Below are 21368 nucleotides of genomic sequence, written 5' to 3'. Positions count from 1 at the left end.
CCTCCCTCTCCCTTTCGCTGCTTGGAGGCTGGTTCCGCATGTCCATGCCCACGTACTCCGTGTACCCGCTCACCGTGCTGGCCCGCACGAGCGACCCCGGGACGATGCTGCGCCGCTTCCTTGCCATCGACGCGGTCGTGACCACCGGGAACGGCATCGCGTACGCCGCCGCATCAGGCCCCCTCGGGCGCTTCCTCGGCGTCGACGCGGGGCTCCTGCTCGGCCTCGGCGTCTTCCTCGTGCTCTACGGAGCGGGCGTCGGCTTCCTCGCCTCGCGCAAGAGCCCGCCCACGCTGCCCGTCCGGGGGGTGATCGAGGCGAACGCGGTCTGGGCCGTGCTCAGCGTCGTCGCCCTGGTCGCCTGGCTCTCGCCCAGCACGGCGGGCGCGGTGTGGATCCCGCTCCAGGCCGTGACCGTCGGCGGCTTCGCCGCGGTGCAGTACGTCGCGCTGCGGGCCCTTCGGACCGAGGGCCTCGCGCGGGGCTAGGACCGCGCGTCGAAGCGGCTGCGGGCGGCCTCGATCTCGGCGAGATACCGGTGCGTCCAGGCGCACATGCCGTCGACCGTGGCGAGCAGCCCCTCGCCCGCCTCGGTCAGGCGGTACTCGACGCGCGGCGGCACGGTGGCGTACACCGTGCGGTGCACGACGCCGTCGCGCTCGAGGCCGCGCAGGGTCTGGGTGAGCATCTTGTGGCTGATGCCGTCCACCGCGGTCCGCACCTCGGTGAAGCGCAGCGTCCGGTCGGCCAGGGCGTTGATGATCAGGAGCGCCCACTTGTTGGCCACGCCCGAGAAGATCTCGCGGGCCAGGGAGTCGGCGCGCGTCAGGTCCGCTTCGTCGGGATGGCCGCCGAACTGCTTGGTCCCCATGGGTTCCCTTTCACGAGATTTCACGAGAGGCGGTCAGGACACCGAGGACTGGAGGTACTTGACCGTCGCCGGGTCGGCCGGGAGCAGCGTCTCGATGGCCAGCTCGGCGACCGTCACATCCATGGGGGTGTTGAACGTCGAGATCGACGAGACGAAGGAGAGCAGGTGCCCGTCGTGCTCGATGCGCAGCGGCAGCGCGAGATACGGCATGCCGTTTCGCGGTCCGTCGTCCTCGAAGACGTCGACCCCGGGATCCGCCACCGGGTACGCCGCCACCTCCTCGTAGACCGCGCGCAGCGCGTCGGAGCGCTGCAGCGCGATCTGCCGCTCCATCTGGTGCAGCAGGTGCCCCCGCCACTCCCGCAGATTGCGGATCTTGGGGGCGAGCCCCTCCGGGTGGAGCGTGAGCCGCATGGCGTTCAGGGGCGGCCGCAGAAGGTGCTCGGGGACGCCGTCGAGGATCATCGCGATGCCGCGGTTCGCGGCGACCACGTCGTACGTCGCGTCGACGACCAGGGCGGGATAGGGCTCGTAGCCGCGCAGGAGCTGCTCCAGGCCCTCGCGCAGGGCGCCCATCGAGGGGTCGTCCAGCGGGGTCTCGCGGAAGCGGGGCGCGTAACCGGCCGCCAGGAGCAGTGAGTTGCGCTCCCGCACGGGTACGTCCAGGTGCTCGGCGAGGCGAAGGACGATCTCCTCGCTCGGGCGTGACCTGCCGGTCTCGATGAAGCTGATGTGGCGTGCCGAGGAGTCCGCGCGCAGGGCCAGGTCGAGCTGGCTCACCTTGCGCCGCTCGCGCCAGCCGCGCAGGAGCGGGCCGACGCCGGTGCTTTCCTTGGTGGACGCGGCAGTTGTCATACCCAGACAGTAATCGAAGGCGTTCGCGGTCCGCCGGGGCCCGCGGCACGGGCTTCCCCGGCGGGTGGCCTGATCAGGGCCTCGCGGGAGGCGATGTGGCAGGCTGAGAGATATACGTACACGCGTAGGCCATGCGCACGTCATGCGGACGGAAAGGGGCGCGGCCATGTCAGTCGAACCGCTGTCACAGAAGGACGTCGAGGAGCGCCTCGCGGAGCTGCCCGGGTGGTCGCTCGAAGGCGACAGGATCACCCGCTCCTTCCAGCTCGCCTCGCACTTCGCGGCGACCGCGATGGTCGTCCACATCGCGCAGATCCAGGAAGAGCTCGGCCACCACTCCGACCTGAAGCTCGGCTACAACACCGTCTCGCTGTCCGTGAACACGCACAGCGCGGGCGGCGCTCTCACCGCCCTCGACTTCGAACTCGCGGGCAGGGTAGAGGAGTTGGCGGTCGGGCACGGGGCGGTCTGAGGGCCGATGCTGGACTACGGCAAGGAAGCCGACCGCTATGACGCGTCGCGCGGCGGCGAGCCGCGCGCCGATGCCGCTGCCGCCGCGGTCCTCGACCTGCTGCCGCCGGACACCGGAACCCTCCTGGACGTGGCCTGCGGTACGGGCCTCGTCACCCGGCGCCTCGCCGGGGCGGGCCTGCGGGTGACCGGGGTCGACGCGGCGTACAACATGGCGCGCATGGCGTCGGGACGGCTGCCGGGCGCCATCGTCCTGGGCGACAGCCGCCGGCTTCCCTTCCCCGGCGCCTCGTTCGACGCGGTGTGCGCGGTGTGGCTGCTGCATCTGCTCTCCGGCCCCGACGAGGCGGCGGCGGTCGCCGCCGAGTGCGCCCGGGTGCTGCGGCCCGGCGGCGTGTTCGTCACGACCGTCGACAAGGCCGCCGCGCACGACGTGGGCAGCGACATCGACGCCGTGCTCGCCCCGCGCCCGGTCCGCCAGGCGGTCGACCGCGCCCAGGCGGTCGAGGCGTACGCGGCCGCGCAGGGTCTGACACCGGCAGGCGGGGCCCGGTTCCGCGGCCACGGCCAGGGCCGCACGCCCCGCTCCACGGTCGACGACATCCACCGGGGATGGTTCACGCAGATCCCGCCCGACGGACCGCAGGCCGCACGGCTCGCGGCAGGGCTCGCGGCCCTGCCCGACCAGGAAGTGCCGCGCCCCGACCCGCGGTTCACGCTGAAGTCGTTCCGGAGGCCGCCCGCCGGGTGAACCGTGCGCGAACCCCCGGAACGCTGGGCGGAGTTGGCGTCCACGGCGGTCGAGCCGCAAGCCAGGCATCTCAGCCCGAATCCTTGATTTGCCGAAACCGCAAGTCGGCTGGCCAAGGCAAGGGCGGCGGCGCAAGCTGGGAACCGGTCCGAGGGCCCGCTCGGCGGCCCACCCACCAGCGCACCGAAGGCGGCGGCAGAGACGATGGCTCACGACCACGAGCACGGTCACACCCACGGCCACCAGCACGGCCATCACCACGACGACATCGACTGGGCCACCATGGGCCCGATGCTGGAGCGCCATGCGGAGCTCGCCGCCCCGCAGAACCGCGAGATCGCCGCGTGGCTGCGTACATGGCAGCCGGAGCCGGCCCTGATCGCCGACGTGGGCGGCGGCTCCGGCAGCATCTCCTTCCTCCTCGCCGAGATCTTCCCCAAGGCCGAGGTGATCGCGGTGGACCCGGCGGAGCCGCTCCTGGAGCGCGCGCGGGCACGGGCCACCCGGGAGGGACTGACGGACAGGGTCACCACGCTGCACGCGGAACTCCCCGAGGGAATCGGTGAGTTGCCGCACGCCGACCTCCTCTGGATCGGCAGGGCCCTGCACCACGTGGGCGACCAGGAGGCCGCGCTCGCCGCCCTCGCCGACCGCCTGGCGCCGGGCGGTGCGATCGCGCTCCTGGAGGGCGGCCTGAACCCCCGCAGCCTGCCCCGCGACATCGGCTTCGGCCGGCCTGGCCTCCAGACCCGCTTCGACCTGGCGGACGAGAAGTGGTTCACGCAGATGCGTGCGGAGCTGCCGGGCGCGAAGTCGGTCACGGAGGACTGGCCCGGACTCGTCGCCGCGGCGGGCCTGCGCCACGCGGGCACCCGCTCGTTCCTCCTCGACCTGCCGGCGCCCCTGTCCGACTCGGCCCGCGCCCACCTCGTCACGGAGCTCTCCCGCCGTCGCGAGATGCACGCGGACACCCTCGACGCCGACGACCTGACCACCGTCGACCGGCTCCTGGACGCGAACGACGAGCAGAGCCTGCACCACCGGTCCGACGTGTTCCTGCTGTCGGTGCAGACGGTGCACGTGGGGGTCAAGGCCTAGGCGGGGCAGTGGCCGGGGCGGGCGTACAGGGTGAGGTGTGCTCCGTGGACGCGCCGGCTCTCGCACGCGACGAAGCGCTCGCGCAGAACCGTCCGCTTCACGGCCGCCGCACCCGCCGGGTCGGCCGGGGCCCCCGTCGGATCGCCGACGGCGACGATGCGGGTGTGCCCGAGGATGCGGGCCCGCAGGACGGAAGCCCGCACTTCCGTGCCGTACAGGGTGTGGGAGGCGGCAGGCCTGCGGCCGAGCGCCAGGTCGTCGAGGCCTTCGGCGGCCTGCGGGCCGGGCAGCAGCGACGTGAGCCTGCGCCACCCCGGCAGGTAGAGCACGCCGTCGCCCGCCGCGCCGAGGTCCCGCATCTCCCGTGCGACGGCCGTGACGTCGTCGGAGCGGCTCTGCGGTGACCGCAGCCGTGCGGCAGCGGGGATCAGCGCCGCCAGGGCCGTCGCGGTGGCCACCACGACAACGGCGATCCGCAGCCGCCCGCCCCGCGCCACGCGGTCGAGCGCCGCGCCCAGCAGGAGTGCCAGACCGGCCGCGCAGTACAGGACGTAGCGCTCCACGTAGAGCGGCTTGACCAGCGAGAGCAGCATCAGGGCCGCCGTCGGCACGACGAGCAGCGACAGCGCGACCCTCGGCAGGGCGGTCGCTGACGGCACCCCCGTACGCCCCTTGAACCGCAGCAGCGCGGTGCAGGCGACCCCGAGCAGACACACCCGCGCGGCACCCGCGTACGCGCCGCCACCGACACCGATCCAGCTCACCTGCGCGGACTGCGCGTGGCTCAGCGCGGCGAGCGGCGCGAGCCCGGCGACGGCGGCGGCCGCGGCGCAGGCCCACGGACGGCGTGCCGCCCGCGGCACCGCGACGGCGTGCGCGAGCAGGGCGAACACCGCGAACTCGTGCAACAGGCAGGCCACGAGCATCAGCGCTCCGTACGCGGCCCACAGCCGCGGGCGGCGCTCCTCGGACGCCCGCACCAGCAGATACGTCGCCCAGACGACGGCGGCGCACACCAGCGCGTACGAACGGCCCTCCTGCGCATAGCGCTGGACGGACGGGAGCAGCGCGAACACCACCCCGGAGAAAAGACCCGCGCGCGGACCCGCGAGGCGCCGTCCGATGAGGGCCACTCCGGCCGCGGCGGCGCTCATCGCGAGGACCGATGGCAGCCGCAGGACGAGCAGCAGTTCGGAGTCCCCGAACAGCGAATAGAGCCCGTGCAGGAACAGGTAGTAGAGGCCGTGCACGGCGTCCGCGTTCCCCAGCGTGTGCCACAGGTCGGCGAGCCCGCGGTGCGAGACGTCGTACGTCACCGCCTCGTCCCGCCACATGTCGCCGCCGCGCCGTACGCCCCAGAGGCCGAGCGCGAGGGACAGGAGCACGGGCGGCAGCACGGACGCCGGCCACCGGCGGTGCGCGGGTCCGTGCCCGTGCCGCCGGGCGGTCGCTTCCTCTGCGGTGGGTGGGGTGGTCTGGAGGGTGGCGATGACGGGCTCCCCGTGGCTGGCTGGACGTCGGTCCGGAACGGTCCCTGGGGACCCGGAAGGCCGAGTTCAGCCGCCCGGCGATTGATGGGCAGCCCTGTCCCGCCATGCCTATCAATTGCTAACGTGGCCAGGGATCTTGACCAGAGGGGGCTGGGAGGGGCGGGCAGGCATGGGGCGACGGGAGAAGCCGCTCGAGCCGACGGCGGGACCCGTCCAGCGCCTTGCGCACGAACTCCGCAAGCTCCGCGTGGACGCGGGCAGCCCCACCTACCGGGCGATGGCACAGCATGTCGCGTACTCGGCACCCACCCTTTCCGCGGCCGCCGCGGGGCAGCGGCTGCCGACGCTGCCCGTGCTGCTCGCCTATGTGTCCGTGTGCGGCGGGGACCAGGACCAGTGGGAGCGGCGCTGGTACGAGACGGTCGCCGAGGACGCCGAACGCGGCACGGACGAGGGCGATTCGCCGTATCCGGGGCTCGCCCGATTCGGCACGGACGACCACGCCCGCTTCCACGGCCGCGGCGATCTCGCGGACGAACTGGTGCGGCTCGTCTCGCGGCGGCGCGTGGTGGCGGTGATCGGCGCATCCGGCAGCGGCAAGTCGTCGCTGCTGCGCGCCGGGCTCGTCCCGGCGCTGCGGCACCCGGCGTCACGGGAGTCCACCGAAGAAGCGTGGCGTCCCGCCGCGATCCGCATCCTCACGCCGGGCGACCGCCCGGCCCGCACGCACCGGGGCCTGCTGGCGCCCGCCGACGGCGACGGCGACACGCTCCTCGTCGTCGACCAGTTCGAGGAGGTCTTCTCGCTCTGCCACGATCCGGCCGAACGGGCGCAATTCCTGGGCCGGTTGCTGGCGGCACGCGCCCCCGACAGCCGCCTGCGCGTGATCGTCGCCGTGCGGGCCGACTTCTACGGCCGCTGCGCCGAACACGGCCCGCTGGCCGACGCGCTCGGCGACGCCAACCTCCTCGTCGGCCCCATGCCGCCGAGCCGGCTGCGCGAGGCCATCGTCAGGCCCGCGGCGGCCGAAGGGCTCATCGTGGAAAGGACGTTGACCGCCCGGATGGTGGCCGACGTGTCGGACGAGCCGGGCGGTCTTCCGCTCATGGCGCACGCGTTGCGCGAAGTGTGGCGGCGACGCAGCGGCAAGACGCTGACAGAGGCGGCGTACGAGGCGATCGGCGGCGTCCGGGGCGCCATCGCGCACACCGCGGAGGATGTCTTCGGACACCTGACGGAGGAGGAGGCCGCGACGGGGCGCCGACTGCTCCTGCGGATGGTCGCACCGGGCGACGGCACGCAGGACACCCGCCGCCCCGTCGACCGCGCCGAACTGCCGCCCGGCTGCGACGACGTACTGGAACGCCTGGTCGCCGCACGGCTGCTCACCGTCGACGGCACGACGGTCGACCTGGCGCACGAGGCCCTGATCAGCGCGTGGCCGCGGCTGCGCGGGTGGGTCGACGCGGACCGGGAGCGCCTGCGGCTGCACCGGACGCTCACCGAAGCGGCCTTGGCCTGGCGGGAGTTGGGACGAGACCAGGGTGCGCTGTACCGCGGGACGCGGCTCACCGCGGCGCGGGAGGCATTCGCCGACGATGCCGCGGCAGGCGAACTGACGCCGCTTGAAGCCGAGTTCCTCCGGGCGAGTGTCGAGGCGTACGACGACGGCGTACGCGCGAAAGCCCGCACCGCGCGCCGCACGCGCACCCTGCTGTCGGGCCTCGCCGTGCTCCTGTGCCTCGCGGTGGTCGCGGGGGTGGCCGCCTGGCAGCAGAACCGCGACGGGGAGCGGCAGCGGGCGCAGGCGGAGGCCCGGCGGATCGTCGGCGTCGCGCAGACCCTGCGGCTCTCGGATCCGGTGACCGCCATGCGGCTGAGTCTGGCGGCCTGGCGGGTGGCGGATCTGCCGGAGACGAGGGAAGCGGTGCGGACCGCGGGCGCGTGGCAGGAGCAGGACTCCTTCTCCGGCCGGGACGTCGGGACGGCGCCGAACACGCCACGCCATCTGAGCGCGGACGGCCGCACGCTGACGGCGACCGGCCGTGACCGCGTGGTGCGGTGGGACATGCGGAGCCATCGCCGCGCCGGAACGGACGACAGGCCCGGGGTCCACGAGAACAGCATGGACATCAGCGCCGACGGACGCCTGATCGCGCAGCACGGCAAGGGCGGCGTACTGGTGTGGGACCTGAACAGGAACCGGGCGGCGGGCCCGCGCTTCGGGACGGGGGAACGGCAGGACACGGACGGCTGGTTCGGGCCGAGCGGCCGGACCTTCGTCATCCGCAAGGGAGTCCGTGACGGTGCCACGGTCCAGGTGTGGGACGTGCGCGGGCACAAGCTGCTCGACGAGATCCACGGCAGGTCGACGGAGAGCCCGGCACCTGCGCTCAGCCCCGACGACCGGCTGCTGGCGACCTGCTCCGAGAAGGGCACCCGGCTCTCCGTCCGGGACGTCGCGAAGGGACGGGAACTGCGCAGGACGTGGCCGAGCGAGGTGGACGAGCAGGTCTGCGGAGCCCCGGAGACGACCTTCACCCCGGACAGCCAGGCGCTCGCCTTCTCCACGGCTGACGGCGTCCGCACCTGGGAGCCGCGCACCGGACGGGAACGCCCGAGGATCGAGGTCGGCTCCGAGGCGAGCGTGGACTTCGGCGAGGACGGCGCCACCGTCGCGGTCCTCGCCGACGGGAAGATCACACTGCGCCGGACCCAGGCGCCGGGCACACCGCTGCTCCAGTACGGGGTGCAGGACCGTGGAGCCACCGACGTGCGGCTGGACACGGCGGACGGAGTGATCCGCTACCGGGCCAACGGCGAAGTCGTACGCACCCTCGACATCCGCGGGGCCCTGTCGGCGCCCCGGCTGAAGCGGCCGATGACGGCGGCGCGCTTCAGCCCGGACGGGCGCACGCTCGCGACCGTCGAACAGCGCTTGGACAGGGCGGAGTTCAGGCTGCGCGACGCACACGACGGTGCGGTGGCCGCTGCGCTGCCCGGCCCGGCGTGCGGGGACTGCGGGGCGCCGCCGTGGGCGTTCTCGGCGGACGGCCGGACGCTGGCGTACGGGTTCGTGGGGGAGCGTGGCACGACGGTGCGGCAGTGGGAGACCGAGCGGGGCGCGGAGTCGGCCCGCACGACGGTGCCTTCGTCGGTCGAGAGCCTGGTGATCCCGCCGGACGGCGCGGACGTGCTCACCGGAGGCACGCCGTCCGGCATGCGGGACAACGACGACCGGGAGATCGAGGTCTGGAAGGTCACGAAGCAGGCGCCGAGCAAGGTGCTCGGCCGGCCGACCGGCGGCCTCTCGGGAACGCTGTCCCCCGACGGGCGCTCCGTCCTCGGCTGGGACGGCGTGCTGACCGACCTCGCGACCGGGCGGTCCGCGCGGGCGGTGAGCGGCGAGGACCAGCTGAACTCCGCCGTCTACAGCCCCGACGGCCGCTATCTCGCCGTGTCCGACGACAACGGCAGACTCACCCTCTGGAACGCCCGCGGCAGCCGCGCACTCGGTGTGCTCTCCCCGGGCTCGTACGACCGGGCCGAGGAGACCCCGGCCCTCTCCTTCTCCGAGGACGGCCGATACCTCGCGGCGGCCGGGGAGGACGGCACGGTACGCGTCTGGGAGACGGGCACCCCGCGCCTCACGGGCGCCGAGTACCCCGGCACCGACGGGCCCGCCCTGGCGCTCGGCTTCGCGGGGAACGAACTCCGGGTGGCGACGGCGCACACACCTGCCCGGTCGATGCCGCTGGCGGCGGGCCGCGCGGCACACGCCGTGTGCACCCGTGCCCAAGGCGGTCTCACCAGGTCACAGTGGCGTACGTATCTGCCGACTACCAAGTATCGCAAGACGTGTTGACGATACGTTTGACGCATCGACCGAAGGAGCGAGTCACCCCGTGAACGAACTGATGCGCTGGGAGTCCAACGAGGGGCCAGTCGTCGTCGAGGTGGATTCCAAGGACCCCGGCTTCAGGTCGGTGGCGCGCGGGGACAGCGGGGAAGTCATCGATGTCCAGGGCCGGTTGGAGTCGGCGCTGGACAATGTGCGCGGCGCGGCGATGTCCGCCCTGCACACCTTCCGCACCACTGCCCTCGACCCCGACCAGATCGAGCTGGAGTTCGGCGTCAAGCTCAGTGCCGTCGCGGGCGCCGTCATCGCCAAGACCGCGGCCGAGGGACACCTGACCGTCAAACTGACCTGGTCCCGCGGGGACGCACAGAACGGATAGTCGTGGGCATGCACTGGCGTGCCCGCATCGGCACCGCCGAAGGATCCCCGCGGGGAGCGGGCGTACTGGTCGACAGCACCCGGCTGATCACTTGTGCCCACGTGGTCCACGGTCTGGCCGAGGTCTCGGTCACCCTGCCCGGTGTCACCGGCGCACTGCCCGCGACCGTGGCATGGTCCGGCGACTGGAAGCGGGTGGGTGACCTCGGTGATGTGGCGGTCGTCGAGCTCCGGGAGCCGCTGCCCGTCCCCGCGTGCGCCTTCGCGCCGTTCGACACGCTGCTGCCGCGCATGGGGAAGGCCGCACACGAACTGCGCGCCCTGGGATTCCCGCGCGGGCACGAGGAGGACGGCATCCATGTCACGCTGCGCACCAGCGCGGACCGGCTGCTGCGCCAGGAGTGGCTGGAGATCGACGTCGAGCAGGCTCATCTGGCCCGCCTGGACGAGGGGTTCAGCGGCTCCGCGGTGTACGACCCTGCGACCGGGATGGTCGTCGGCATGGTCACCGACGCCGTGCTCGACGGCGACCATGAGGGATACCTCGGGCGGATGCTTCCGCTCGACACGATCCGCCGCCACTGGGAAGGCCTCGACGACCTGCTGCCGCTGGACTGGCTGCCGGACGAACCGCGCCGCGAACTGCGCGCGCTCCTTGAGGGGGTCAGGCCGGGCGTGGGACCGGAGCTGATCGTCCAGCGGGCCTTCCCCACCTTCCGGCGCCCCCTTCCGGCCTTCACGTCGCTGTGGTCGGCGGTGCGTTACGTCGGCGAGGACATGGCGGGCGAGGACCGGCTGCTCCGGCTCCTGACCGAGCTCATGACGCACGTACCGGGCGCGGCCCGGCACCACATCGACGCCTGGATGCGGCGCAGGCTGCCGCAGTACGCGGCGCGGGCGGCACACGCGCCGCCCGCCGCCCCCACGCCGGTGGGCTCGGTCATGGTCAGGCTCGAACCGCTCACGCGCGGTGCGAGCCTCGAGATGAGCGTGAGCACGGTGATCGACGGCGTGCAGGTCGCCCGTGCAGGCCCCGTCCGGGTCCGCCGCGACCAGGTGCGGGCCAAGGTCGAGGGCTGTCTCGCCGAACAGGTCTCCAGGGTGCACGACTTCGACTGGATGCTGGAGTTCGTGGTGCCGGAAGGGCTCATGAGCGAGCCCTTCGAGGAGTGGGACATCCGCGAGCCCGGCGCCCCGCGCCCCCGCCCCATGCGCACCGTGCCCGTGGTGGTCAGGCACATGGACCGGCTCAAGCCGCTGACCGTCTCCCGGCTGACCCGCAATCGCTGGCAGACCGTGCGGGCCCGGGGCGAGACCCGTCCCGAGCCCGTCGAGTGCGCACTGCCGTACGGCTACGAGGAGTTCCGCGACTGGCTCGACGCGGACGACGAGGTGTGCGCGCTGGCCTACGCCGCAACGCCCGTGCCGGACTGGCTCTCCGCGGCACTCGACACCGGCGTACCGATCATGCTGTGGCGGCGGCACGAATGCGGCGGCGGGCACGCGACGTGCGCGCCCGAGAAATTCCTGGCCCAGCTGGCCGAGGCGGTCGGCGCCCTGGATCCCGACCGGCTGCCGATCGAGGTCATGAAGCTGCGCAAGGAAGCACGTTCCCCGAACAAGGGGGGCGCCGATCACTGCGGACATCGGCTGACGCTGTTCTGGGACGACCCGGAACGCAGGCCCGATCCTCCGCTTGCCATGGGGAGTGCGTGAGATGTCCGAAGCCCACCGCCCGGCCGGATCGCCGAACTGGCAGATCTACAAAGGGATTCGGCGACCGCACGACGGCGTCGGCCGCCTGCCCGAGCCGCCGCCGTGGCGCACCTTCACCGGCGGCCCGCCCTTGCGCACCCCGCCCGGCGACTCCGGCAACCCGCACGCGGCGGCCAGCTATCGCCCCGGCGTGGAGGCGATCCGTCAGGTCAACGCGGCCCTCTATCTGCGCAGGCCGCTGCTGGTCACCGGCGCCCCCGGCACCGGGAAGTCGTCCCTCGCCTACGCCGTCGCCCACGAACTGGGTCTCGGCAAGGTCCTGCACTGGCCGATCACCAGCCGGGTGACCTTGCGGGACGGGCTGTACGAGTACGACCCCCTGACCCGCCTGTACGGGGCCGAACGGGCGCGGGGCGGCGGCAAACCGAGTACGGACGACATCGGCGACTACCTCCGCCTCGGCCCCCTCGGCACCGCGCTGCTGCCCTTCGAAAAGCCCCGGGTCCTCCTCGTCGACGAGATCGACAAGAGCGACTTCGACCTGCCCAACGACCTCCTGACCATCTTCGAGAAGGGTTCGTACGAACTCGTCGAGCTGGCCCGGCGTGCGGCACCCACCGCCAAGGTGATGACGGCTGACAGCACCACCGACCGGGTGGAGATCCGTGAGGGCACGGTCACCTGCCGGGCCTTCCCGCTCGTCGTCATGACGAGCAACGGCGAACGCGAGTTCCCGCCCGCCTTCCTGCGCCGGTGCGTCACGGTCAACCTGAAGCAGCCCGCGACCGTCGAGGAGCTGACCGCGATCGTCAGGGAACACCTGGTCGGCGTGGTCGGCCAGGACGGCGAACTCCCCGACGGCGCGCGGAAGATCATCCAGCGCTTCTTCGAGCGTCGCAGCAGCGGCTTGCTCGCCAACGACCAACTCCTGAACGCGATCTACATGTGCCATCACGCCTCGTTCAGCGAGCAGCCGGAGAGCGTCCTTGAACTGGCGGACCAGGTGATGCCGTTCCTCAGCGATGACGTGCCGCAGAACCATGACGATTGACCGGCTGCGGGACGCGCTGGAGGCGCTGGGGCCGCCGGTCACCCCGCTGCAGCTCGCGGAGATGGTGTGGCTCGCGGAGCGCCTGCCTCCGGAAGCGGGGGAGGGCGGGGGCACCGGGGCCGGGCTCGTCGCCGCCGGGTCCCACCCAGGCGGCGGCCTCCCGGCGGGACGGCCCGCCGCCGGCATCACGGGCGCGGCGGAGGGCGCGGCTCGCGCGCAGGCTCCGGGCCCGGCCGAGCCCGGAGCGGACGCAGAGGCGGCCGTCGACGGGGAACACCGGGCGGCCCTGCACCTCGCACGGGGCCTCGCCGAGCGCGGCACGGACGCGGACGAGGTGCTCGTCCCCGCGCCACAGGCCCTGCGTCACGAACTGGCGATCCAGCGCGCCCTGCGCCCGCTCAAACAATCCGTCCCCGACCGGCGCCACCCCACCCTGGACGAGGAGGCCACCGCTGCCCGCGCGGCACGCCGCCCGGACGTGCGCCCCTGGGCGCCCGTCATGGTGCCCGGCACCGACCGCCTCCTGAGCCTCGCGCTTGTCGTCGACACGGGTCCCTCGATGACGGTCTGGCGGCCGCTGGTGCGTGAGCTGCGCGAGGCGCTGCAGCGGACGGGCGCGTTCAGGGACGTACGCCTGTGGCAGCTGAAGGACCTGGGCACACGCCTGGGCATCCAGCCGGCGCCGGACGGCCCGGCCGTCGACCCGGCGGCGCTGATCGACCCGACGGGCCGTCAGGTGGTCCTCGTGCTCAGCGACTGCTCCGGTCCGCACTGGTGGGCAGGGCGCGCCGGACCGGCCGTCCACCGTTGGGCGAGGCGTGGACCCACCGCCATCCTGCAGCCGCTCCCGGAGCGGCTGTGGCGACGCACGGCGGCCCCCGCCGTCCCCGGCAGGGCGATCGCGTCCCGCGCGAGCGCCCCGAACACGGGGCTGCGCTTCACCCCGCACGACGGCCGCACCAGACGCCCCGCCGGCGCGGTCCCCGTCCCGGTCCTCGAGCTGGCGCCGGACTGGCTCGCCGACTGGGCCGGGCTCCTGACGGCCTCGGGCGACCGCCACCGGGACACGGCCGTCACCTACGTGAGCGCACACCCGGCCGCGCACGCCGAACCCCGCACGAGTGAAGGGGACTTGACCATCGCCGAGCGCATCATGCGCTTCCAGTCGGCGGCCTCACCCACGGCGGCGGATCTCGCGGCGCACATCGCGCTGTCCGTGCCCGCGCTGCCGGTGATGCGGCTGATCCAGCAGCGCGTCACACCGGGGTCGCGCCCGAGCGACCTGGCGGAGGTGCTCCTGAGCGGTCTGCTGGAGCCGGTCGACGCGGGAGCGGGCCTGTACGACTTCGTGCCGGGTGCGCGCGGTGCGCTGATCGAGACCCTGCCGCGCCCGGAGTCGCTCGCCGTCACCGAGTTGCTGGAGCGGCTCGGCGAGGAGATCGAGGTCAGGGCGGGCTCGGCGCCGCGGGCCTTCCGCGCGCTCGTGGCGGTGGCGGAGGGGGCGGGCAGCCGGAGGCTCGGGGACGCGGGGCAGCCCTTCGCGCTGGTGAGCGAGGAGGCGTTGGGGCTGTTGCGGAGTACGGCGATCCCGGTGGTGGAGACGTCCATGACGGTGGACATCACACTGCCGCCCGACTTCGGACAGGAACTGCGCCGAGCCCGCACCGCGGCCGGTCTCTCTCTGGCGGAGCTGGCTGACATGGTCCACTACAGCAAGAGCCACCTCAGCAAGATCGAAAGAGGCCTGAAGCGGCCTACGCAGGAACTGGCCGGGATGTGCGAGCTGGTGCTGGGGTCTGAGGTGGCGCTGACCTCACTGGTACCGCCCAGAGTGCCGACTCAAGGCGAGGAGCTCATCGACGGGTCGTCCGCACTGCTGGGACCAGCCGCCTCGGTGCCGTGTCCGCGACGGCTGACGAACCTTCCGGGCAGGGAGCCCTTCGTCGGCAGGCAGGACGAAATCGCTCAACTGGACGCGCGATTCGGCAGGTACCTCTCGTCCCCCGAGAACTTCATCACCGTCCTGCACGGCATGGGAGGGGTGGGGAAGACCGCGCTGGCGCGAGAGTGGGCGAGACGGGGACTCGAAGATGACGCGTTCACGATGGTGTGGTGGATCAACGCGGAATCGCAGGTCCGCATCGATGAAGGCCTGGCGGATCTCACGGCTGCCCTGGCGCCGTCGCTCGCCGGTCTGCTGGAACGGGAGCGGCAGAAGGAATGGGCCCTGCAGTGGTTGAGCGCCCATGAGGACTGGCTGCTCGTGCTCGACGACGCGAAGGACCCGGCAGTCGTGGGGTTGCTCGTGTCGCGTGCGGGTCCGGGCGGCCGCTTTCTGATCACCAGCCGGGATGCCGTGGGCTGGCATGCGCTTCCGGCCGCGATGTTGCCTCTCGACGTGCTGGAACTCCCGCAAGCGGTCGAGCTGTTGACGGGATATCTGGATGGCAGGGCCGCTGGGCCTGCCGAGCGCCTCTGTGAGGAGCTCGGCAGGCTCCCCCTCGCACTGGTCCAGGCGGGGGCGTGGCTGGCCGAGACCCGGATGCCCATCGGCGAGTACCTGAGGATCTTCGAGACGCAGAGGCAGGAGTTGCTGGAGGCGCCCGTCCCGGGTTCCGGCCAGGGGACCGGCATCGCCGAGGCATGGAAGGTGAGCCTGCGCGCCGTCGAGGATCCCCTGGCGGTGCGGATCATGACGACGTTGTCCTGGTACGCACCCGAGCCCGTGCCCAGGGAGATCCTGCCGGGCCTGGCAACCCCCGGGCCTCAACTCGCCCGTGCGTTGGGTCTCTTGAACAGTCTCAGCCTGATCAGGCTCGACCCCGATTCGATCACCGTGCACCGGCTCATCAGCGCCGTGGTGCGGATGCCGGACGAGCAGGCCCCGTACCGCACCGCTGAGGATCTCGAAGAATCCCGCGCCACGGCAGTGAGCCTTCTCGCGAGCTCGGTCCCTGACCGCACGGAGGATCCCGCGACCTGGCCCCGATGGCGGGAGCTGCTTCCGCACATCGAGGCTCTCGCGGAGCACTCCCGGCCGGATGACGACGCCGGGCTCCTGCCCGCCCTCGACGGGCTCGCGGACTTCTGTATCGGCCAGGGGCAGCCGGACAAGGCCGTCGCCGCCCTGCATCACGTCGTCGAGACCTCGCAAAGGGTTTTCGGTCCTGCGGCTGCGGCGACCCACTCGGCCCGAGCGAGGCTCGCAGGGGCATACCGGGCGACGGGGGCCTCGAAGCGGGCCGTCGCCCTCTACGAAGAGTCCATCGCCGCGCTGGTCGAGGCACTGGGGGACGGCCACCCCGATGTGCAGCCGTTCCGGGCCGAACTCGCGGACCTGTATCGGGAGTCGGGAGACGTGGAGCGGGCCATCGCACTGTATGACGACGCCGAGGCACACACGGCTGCGGCCCGGGGGTACGAGCACCCCCGCTCCCTGTGGATGCGGGCGAGGCGCGCCGGGGCGTACGCGGCGTCCGTGGACGCTTCCAGGATCGCGGAGGCGCTGGCCCTGTGCGAGGGGGCGCTCATCGCGTGCCGACGGGTGCTGGGAGACGACCACCCGGACACCATCGCCGTACGGAGCAAGCTGTCGACCATTTGCCGCGCGGCGGGGGACATGGACCGGGGGAGGCGCGAGGCCGTGCAGGTGCTGCTCGACTGCCGCCGGGTCCTGGGCGCGGACCATCCGCGTACTCTCGCGGCGCAAGGCGACCTGGCCCACGCGCACGAGCACGCGGGCGAGATGACGGAAGCGCTCCGGGCGTACGAGGACGCACTGGTCGCCAGTCTCCGTGTCCGCGGGGCCTCTCACCCGGACACGATGCATCTGTGCGAACACCTCGCGGAGGTGTGTGCGGCACAGGGGGCGCAAGGCCGGGCGATCCAGCTGTACGAGAGGGCGCTGACGGAGCGCATCGCGTCGCGGGGGCCGGACCACCCCGACACCCTCCTGGTGGCCGAGCATCTCGCCGACGCCTACCGGCTGGACGGGGCCTGGGAGAAGGCGACGTCTCTGCACGAACGCACGCTGGAAGCCCGGATCAGAGTCCTGGGTGAGGGCCATCCCCAAACCCGGTGGTCCTACGAGAGTCTCATCGGAGCCCTGCGCGAGGCCGGCCACGGCGAGCGCGCCGACGCCGTGGAACGAGAGAGGGACGCCCCCACCCGGCGTAAACCGGACGGGGACGCCCCGGACTGATCTCAGGCCACGTCGAACGAAGCCGGGTCAGGGCCCAGTCGCCGGTCCTCGTTCAGTGCGCTGATCGCCGCCATGTCCTCGGGGTCGAGCTCGAAGCCGAAGACGTCGATGTTCTCCTTGATCCGCGACGGCGTCACGGACTTGGGGATCACCACGTTGCCCAGCTGGATGTGCCAGCGCAGGACGACCTGGGCCGGCGTGCGGCCGTGCTTCTGGGCGATCGCCACGATCGCCGGGACCTCCAGGAGGCCCTTGCCCTGGCCGAGCGGGGACCAGGCCTCCGTGGCGATGCCCTGTTCCGCGTGGATCTCGCGGGAGGCGCGCTGCTGGAGGTGCGGGTGGAGTTCGATCTGGTTGACGGCGGGGATGACCGACGTCTCGGAGATCAGCTTCTCCAGGTGCTCGGGCAGGAAGTTCGAGACGCCGATGGACTTCGCGCGGCCGTCGGCCTGGATCTTCTCGAAGGCCTTGTACGTGTCCACGGCCAGGCCCTTGGAGGGCAGCGGCCAGTGGATCAGGTACAGGTCCACATGGTCGAGGCCGAGCTTCTCCAGGGACGTGTCGAAGGCGCGGAGCGTCGAGTCGTAGCCCTGGTCGGTGTTCCAGAGCTTCGTCGTGACGAAGAGCTCCTCGCGGGCGATGCCGGAAGCGGCGATGGCCTTGCCGGTGCCCTCTTCGTTGCCGTAAATGGCAGCGGTGTCGATGCTGCGGTACCCGGCCTCCAGCGCCGTCGCGACGGCGGACTCGGCCTCGTCGTCCGGTACCTGCCAGACGCCGAAGCCGAGCTGCGGCATCTCGACGCCATTGTTCAGGATGATCGGGGGGACCTTGCTCACGAGCTCTCGATCCTTAAGTCGTCGGGTGGTACTCCCATGGTCAACGATCAGATGCGGTGCTGCATTCCTTGACCACTCCCGGGTGAAGTCCGGGCGTTTTTTGGTCCGCACCATTGACCGCGTTCCGTCATGCCGCGACTCTATTGCACGTCGCTGAACGCAGGACACTCATGTGAACGGTGAACGGTGACTCCTGAACCCCCACTCTTCAGGAAGGCAGCCCCACGCTCATGAACGAAGACCAGAACCCCACCACGCCGGAAGTGGCGGAAGCCGTCACCGCATGGCAGACGCCCGAGTACGAGGTCGTGGAGACCGCGCTCGAAGTGACCGCGTACCGCAGCGCCGACCGGTAGTCCCGCCGTCGGCATGACTCGGCCCCGGCGGCACCGCGCGGCGGCTCGCGCGGCTGCCGGGACGCTGCCTCTGCACCCACCTCCCGAGTGGGGAATCGAAGTCGCGGCGGAACGGATGGTGATCGAGCTGTGACGGCTCCCTGGACACCCGGCGAATTCACCGAGCGGCTGCGCGTCGTCTCGTCCGAGCGCTATCACGACCGGCACCCCTTCAACGTACGCATGCATGAAGGCACCCTCACCCGCGAGGAGTTGCGCCGCTGGATCGCGAACCGGTTCCACTATCAGCGCCACATCCCCGTCAAGGACGCGCTGATCCTCGCCAAGTTCGACGACCCGTCGCTGCGCCGCGGCTGGGTGCGCAGGATCCAGGACCACGACGGCGAGAAGGACGGGGACGGCGGCATCGAGCGGTGGCTGCGCCTCGGCGAGGCCGCCGGGATCGAGCGCGGCGAACTCCTCGACGCCTCGCGGGTGCTGCCCGGTGTGCGGCTCGCGGTCGACGGATACGTCAACTTCTGCCGCCTGCGGCCCGCGCTGGACGCCGTCGCCGCCTCGCTCACCGAGCTGTCGGCGCCGGATCTCATGCGGACCAGGATCGACGCGTTCGAGCGGCACTACCCGTGGATCGACGGGGAGGGCCTCGCGTACTTCCGCACCCGTGTGGAGCAGGGCAGCCGCGACGGGCAGGAAGCGCTCGGACTCGTCCTGGAGTGGGCGCGCACCCGGGAGGAGCAGGAGCGGGCCGTCGCGGCGCTCGGCTTCAAGTGCGACGTGCTGTGGACGCTGCTCGACGCGGTCGACCGGGGGCCGGTGTGCGGCTGATGACCGACGCCGTACGCGCGACGGAAGACGATGGCGTACGTCCCGACTGGCGGCCCGCGTTGGCGCGCTCGGTGATCCTGCGGCACGACCCGGTGCGCGGCGTCGACCTGCTGGTGCTGCCCGAGCGCGTGGTCGTGCTGCGCGGATCCGCGGGGAGTGTCGTGGCGCTGTGCGACGGAGAGCGTGAAGTCACAGTGATTATCGGCGAGTTGGGGCGGCGGCATCCCGGTGCACCGGTGGCCGATGACGTGCTGCGGTTCCTCGCCGACCTGCGGGCACAGGGGTGGCTTCGGTGACGGAGTCCCCTCGTGCGGTCGAGTCCCCTTGTGCGGTTGAACCGCCCTGGGCTCTGCTCGCCGAGCTCACGCACGGGTGTCCGCTGCGGTGCGCCTACTGCTCCAACCCCATCGAACTCGTGCCCCGGGGAGGTGAGTTGACCGCCGCGCAGTGGAGCGATGTCATGCTCCAGGCCGCCGAGATCGGCGTCGTGCAGACGCATCTCTCCGGTGGTGAGCCCCTCCTGCGCCGCGACCTCGCCGAGATCGTCACGGCCGCCGACTCCGCCGGGATCCACACCCAGCTCGTGACCAGCGGGGTCGGCCTGCACGAAGCGCGTCTCGCGGCCCTCGTCGGCGCGGGCCTGCGCAGCGTCCAGCTGTCCGTGCAGCACGCCGATCCGGAGCAGGCCGAACTCATCGCGGGGGCAAGGGCGTTCAAGGTCAAGGAGCGAGCGGCCGGGCTCGTGCGGGCGGCGGAACTTCCGCTCGGGCTCAATGCCGTGCTGCACCGCGCCAATCTCGACGCCCTCGACGGGATCGTGGAGCTGGGGCTCGCGTGGGGCGCCGACCGGATCGAGCTGGCCAACACGCAGTTCTACGGCTGGGCGCTGCGCAACCGGGGCGCACTGCTGCCGGACCGCGCCCAGGTCGCACGGGCCCGCGAGCGCGTCGAGGGGTGGCGGGAGCGGCTCGCGGGGCGCATGGAGCTGGTGTGGGTGGCACCCGACTACGTGGACGGCGTCGCGAAGCCCTGCATGGGCGGCTGGGGCGCCATCTCGCTGACCGTCGCCCCGGACGGCACGGTGCTGCCGTGCCCGGCCGCCGGTGAACTGCTCGGATCCGACGCGCCGAACGTCAAGGACCGCCGACTGGACTGGATCTGGCGGGAGTCGGCGGCCTTCAACCGCTACCGCGGCGAGGGCTGGATGCGCGAGCCCTGCCGCAGCTGCGACCTGCGGACCGTGGACTTCGGCGGCTGCCGCTGCCAGGCGTTCGCCCTGACCGGCGACGCCGCCCGCACGGACCCCGCCTGCCACCGCTCGCCGGGCCACGGGGCGGTCCGCGCCCTCGTCGACGGCGCGGGAGGCGGCAAGGGAGGCGGGCAGGGAGGCGGCGCAGGAGGCGGCGAGGGAGGCGGCGCAGGACGCAGGGCGGGCGACTTCGCCTACCGGGCCTCCCCGAAGACGTAAGACCTGCCCTTGCCGCGGGACATCACCGCACTCCCGCACCCTCAGATCGTTAGGAACCCTTCCTGACAGCTCCTCACCACACAAAAACCATACGAAGGAGAACACACCCCCCATGTCTCACACCCCCCGCAGAACGGTCACCGCGCTCGCCGCGGCCGGCGTCCTCGCGACGACGGCGTCCCTCGCCCTGGCCGCACAGTCCTCGGCCGCACCCCCGGCACAGAGCGCCAAGGACGTGACGGCCAAGGCGGCAGGCACCATCCACGCCGCCCCCTACGAGTACCTCGGCTGGGGCAGCCCGCAGAAGCCCACCGACGTGATGGCCGCGACCGGCGTCAAGTGGTTCACGCTCGCCTTCATCCTGTCCGACGGCGGCTGCAACCCGGCCTGGGACGGCAGCCGCCCGCTGAAGGGCGGCTCCGACGAGTCCGCCATCAAGTCCATACGCGGCGCCGGCGGAGACATCGTCGTCTCCGTCGGCGGCTGGAGCGGCGCCAAGCTCGGCGAGAAGTGCACCAGCGCCACCGCGCTCGCCGGGGCGTACCAGAAGGTCATCGACGCCTACAAGCTCAAGGCGTTCGACATCGACATCGAGGACACCGAGTTCAGCAACGCGACCGTGCGCCAGCGTGTCGTCGACGCCTTGAAGATCGTGAAGCAGAAGAACCCGGGGATCGTCACCTACGTCACCATGGGGACGACCCCGAGCGGTCCCGACGCCACCGGCAAGGACCTCATCAAGCGCGGCGCCGCGGCCGGTCTCGACAACGACGCCTGGGTGATCATGCCGTTCGACTTCGGCAGCCACAGCGGCTCCATGGGCGACGCATCGGTCAGCGCCCTTGAGGGCCTGAAGAGCGCGGTCAAGAGCGCCTACGGCTACAGCGACGCCGACGCGTACAAGCGCATCGGCGTCTCCTCGATGAACGGCAAGACGGACGTGGCGGGCGAGACCGTCACGACGAACGACTTCAAGAAGATCCTCGCCTACGCGCAGCAGCACCACATCGCGCGGTTCTCCTTCTGGGCCGTCAACCGCGACCGCGACTGCTCGTCCGGCGGGAGTGCCGGGGACTCGTGCAGCGGCGTGTCGCAGGCTCCGTACGACTTCACCAAAATCGTCGCGCAGTACGGGGGTTGAG

The 21368-nt window shown here is 72.2% G+C and carries 18 protein-coding genes; 14 read left to right on the top strand and 4 right to left on the bottom strand.

Annotation, left to right across the window (positions count from 1 at the left end):
- Positions 1–38: 38 nt before the first annotated feature.
- Positions 39–488 carry a hypothetical protein gene (locus ABZ833_RS11130; protein ID WP_361044196.1) on the top strand — a complete coding sequence of 150 codons (450 nt, stop codon included), beginning with the start codon at positions 39–41 and terminating at the stop codon, positions 486–488.
- Here the strand turns inward: ABZ833_RS11130 and ABZ833_RS11125 are convergent.
- Together ABZ833_RS11125 and ABZ833_RS11120 are read right to left on the bottom strand one after the other, a co-directional pair.
- On the bottom strand, positions 485–871 hold the full coding sequence (locus ABZ833_RS11125) for a helix-turn-helix domain-containing protein (RefSeq protein ID WP_361044194.1): 387 nt from the start codon (positions 869–871) through the stop codon (positions 485–487). The two genes, ABZ833_RS11130 and ABZ833_RS11125, sit on opposite strands and share 4 nt — an antisense overlap.
- 33 nt (positions 872–904) lie before the next feature.
- Positions 905–1726: a helix-turn-helix transcriptional regulator gene (locus ABZ833_RS11120; protein ID WP_361044191.1), complete on the bottom strand. Its 822-nt coding sequence runs from the start codon at positions 1724–1726 to the stop codon at positions 905–907.
- Between the two features lie 166 nt (positions 1727–1892).
- Here ABZ833_RS11120 and ABZ833_RS11115 point away from each other — a divergent pair, with 166 nt between their 5' ends.
- The 3 genes from ABZ833_RS11115 to ABZ833_RS11105 all read left to right on the top strand — a co-directional run bounded on the left by ABZ833_RS11115 (position 1893) and on the right by ABZ833_RS11105 (position 4046).
- Positions 1893–2198 (top strand): 4a-hydroxytetrahydrobiopterin dehydratase, encoded by a 306-nt coding sequence (locus tag ABZ833_RS11115; protein WP_361044188.1) that lies wholly within the window; start codon positions 1893–1895, stop codon positions 2196–2198.
- 6 nt (positions 2199–2204) lie between these two features.
- Positions 2205–2948, top strand: coding sequence for a class I SAM-dependent methyltransferase (locus tag ABZ833_RS11110; RefSeq protein WP_361044185.1), 744 nt, complete (start codon positions 2205–2207; stop codon positions 2946–2948).
- Positions 2949–3152: 204 nt separating this feature from the next.
- Positions 3153–4046 (top strand): class I SAM-dependent methyltransferase, encoded by an 894-nt coding sequence (locus ABZ833_RS11105; protein WP_361044182.1) that lies wholly within the window; start codon positions 3153–3155, stop codon positions 4044–4046.
- On the opposite strand, the gene ABZ833_RS11100 is transcribed toward ABZ833_RS11105, so the two are convergent.
- Entirely contained in the window at positions 4043–5443 is a 1401-nt protein-coding gene (locus ABZ833_RS11100) for a glycosyltransferase family 39 protein (protein ID WP_361044179.1), read from the bottom strand. The genes ABZ833_RS11105 and ABZ833_RS11100 overlap by 4 nt on opposite strands.
- 262 nt (positions 5444–5705) lie before the next feature.
- On the opposite strand from ABZ833_RS11100, the gene ABZ833_RS11095 reads away from it, so the two are divergent.
- Genes ABZ833_RS11095 through ABZ833_RS11075 form a run of 5 tightly spaced genes read left to right on the top strand, consistent with a single transcriptional unit; the run spans position 5706 to position 16741 of the window.
- Complete coding sequence (locus ABZ833_RS11095) at positions 5706–9401, top strand: WD40 repeat domain-containing protein (RefSeq protein WP_361044177.1); 3696 nt, start codon at positions 5706–5708, stop codon at positions 9399–9401.
- Between the two features lie 40 nt (positions 9402–9441).
- Positions 9442–9774: a CU044_2847 family protein gene (locus ABZ833_RS11090; protein ID WP_361044175.1), complete on the top strand. Its 333-nt coding sequence runs from the start codon at positions 9442–9444 to the stop codon at positions 9772–9774.
- An 8-nt stretch (positions 9775–9782) separates the two neighbouring features.
- Positions 9783–11489 (top strand): trypsin-like peptidase domain-containing protein, encoded by a 1707-nt coding sequence (locus ABZ833_RS11085; RefSeq protein WP_361044171.1) that lies wholly within the window; start codon positions 9783–9785, stop codon positions 11487–11489.
- 1 nt (position 11490) lies between these two features.
- Positions 11491–12540 (top strand): MoxR family ATPase, encoded by a 1050-nt coding sequence (locus tag ABZ833_RS11080; RefSeq protein WP_361044168.1) that lies wholly within the window; start codon positions 11491–11493, stop codon positions 12538–12540.
- Positions 12530–16741: an SAV_2336 N-terminal domain-related protein gene (locus ABZ833_RS11075; RefSeq protein ID WP_361044166.1), complete on the top strand. Its 4212-nt coding sequence runs from the start codon at positions 12530–12532 to the stop codon at positions 16739–16741. Before ABZ833_RS11080 ends, ABZ833_RS11075 begins: the two co-directional genes overlap by 11 nt.
- Positions 16742–16743: 2 nt before the next feature.
- Here ABZ833_RS11075 and ABZ833_RS11070 read toward each other — a convergent pair whose 3' ends face one another.
- Positions 16744–17535: an aldo/keto reductase gene (locus ABZ833_RS11070; protein WP_361044783.1), complete on the bottom strand. Its 792-nt coding sequence runs from the start codon at positions 17533–17535 to the stop codon at positions 16744–16746.
- Positions 17536–17807: 272 nt separating this feature from the next.
- On the opposite strand from ABZ833_RS11070, the gene pqqA reads away from it, so the two are divergent.
- The 5 genes from pqqA (at position 17808) to ABZ833_RS11045 (ending at position 21367) form a co-directional block, all read left to right on the top strand.
- The gene (gene pqqA / locus ABZ833_RS11065; protein WP_361044163.1) at positions 17808–17933 is read left to right on the top strand and encodes a pyrroloquinoline quinone precursor peptide PqqA; all 126 of its coding nucleotides are present in this window, start codon (positions 17808–17810) and stop codon (positions 17931–17933) included.
- A gap of 129 nt (positions 17934–18062) precedes the next feature.
- Positions 18063–18758: a pyrroloquinoline-quinone synthase PqqC gene (gene pqqC / locus ABZ833_RS11060; protein ID WP_361044159.1), complete on the top strand. Its 696-nt coding sequence runs from the start codon at positions 18063–18065 to the stop codon at positions 18756–18758.
- Positions 18758–19054 carry a pyrroloquinoline quinone biosynthesis peptide chaperone PqqD gene (pqqD, locus tag ABZ833_RS11055; RefSeq protein ID WP_361044156.1) on the top strand — a complete coding sequence of 99 codons (297 nt, stop codon included), beginning with the start codon at positions 18758–18760 and terminating at the stop codon, positions 19052–19054. Before pqqC ends, pqqD begins: the two co-directional genes overlap by 1 nt.
- Positions 19051–20226 (top strand): pyrroloquinoline quinone biosynthesis protein PqqE, encoded by a 1176-nt coding sequence (gene pqqE, locus ABZ833_RS11050; protein WP_361044153.1) that lies wholly within the window; start codon positions 19051–19053, stop codon positions 20224–20226. The genes pqqD and pqqE overlap by 4 nt, the downstream gene beginning before the upstream one ends.
- Positions 20227–20338: 112 nt before the next feature.
- Complete coding sequence (locus ABZ833_RS11045) at positions 20339–21367, top strand: chitinase (protein WP_361044150.1); 1029 nt, start codon at positions 20339–20341, stop codon at positions 21365–21367.
- The last annotated feature ends 1 nt before the right edge of the window (position 21368 follow it).

Source organism: Streptomyces sp. NPDC047525 (genome assembly GCF_040643025.1).
GTDB lineage: Bacteria > Actinomycetota > Actinomycetes > Streptomycetales > Streptomycetaceae > Streptomyces > Streptomyces durmitorensis.
Note: the sequence above shows the minus strand (reverse complement) of the source record. Positions and strands in the feature narration are given on the sequence as shown.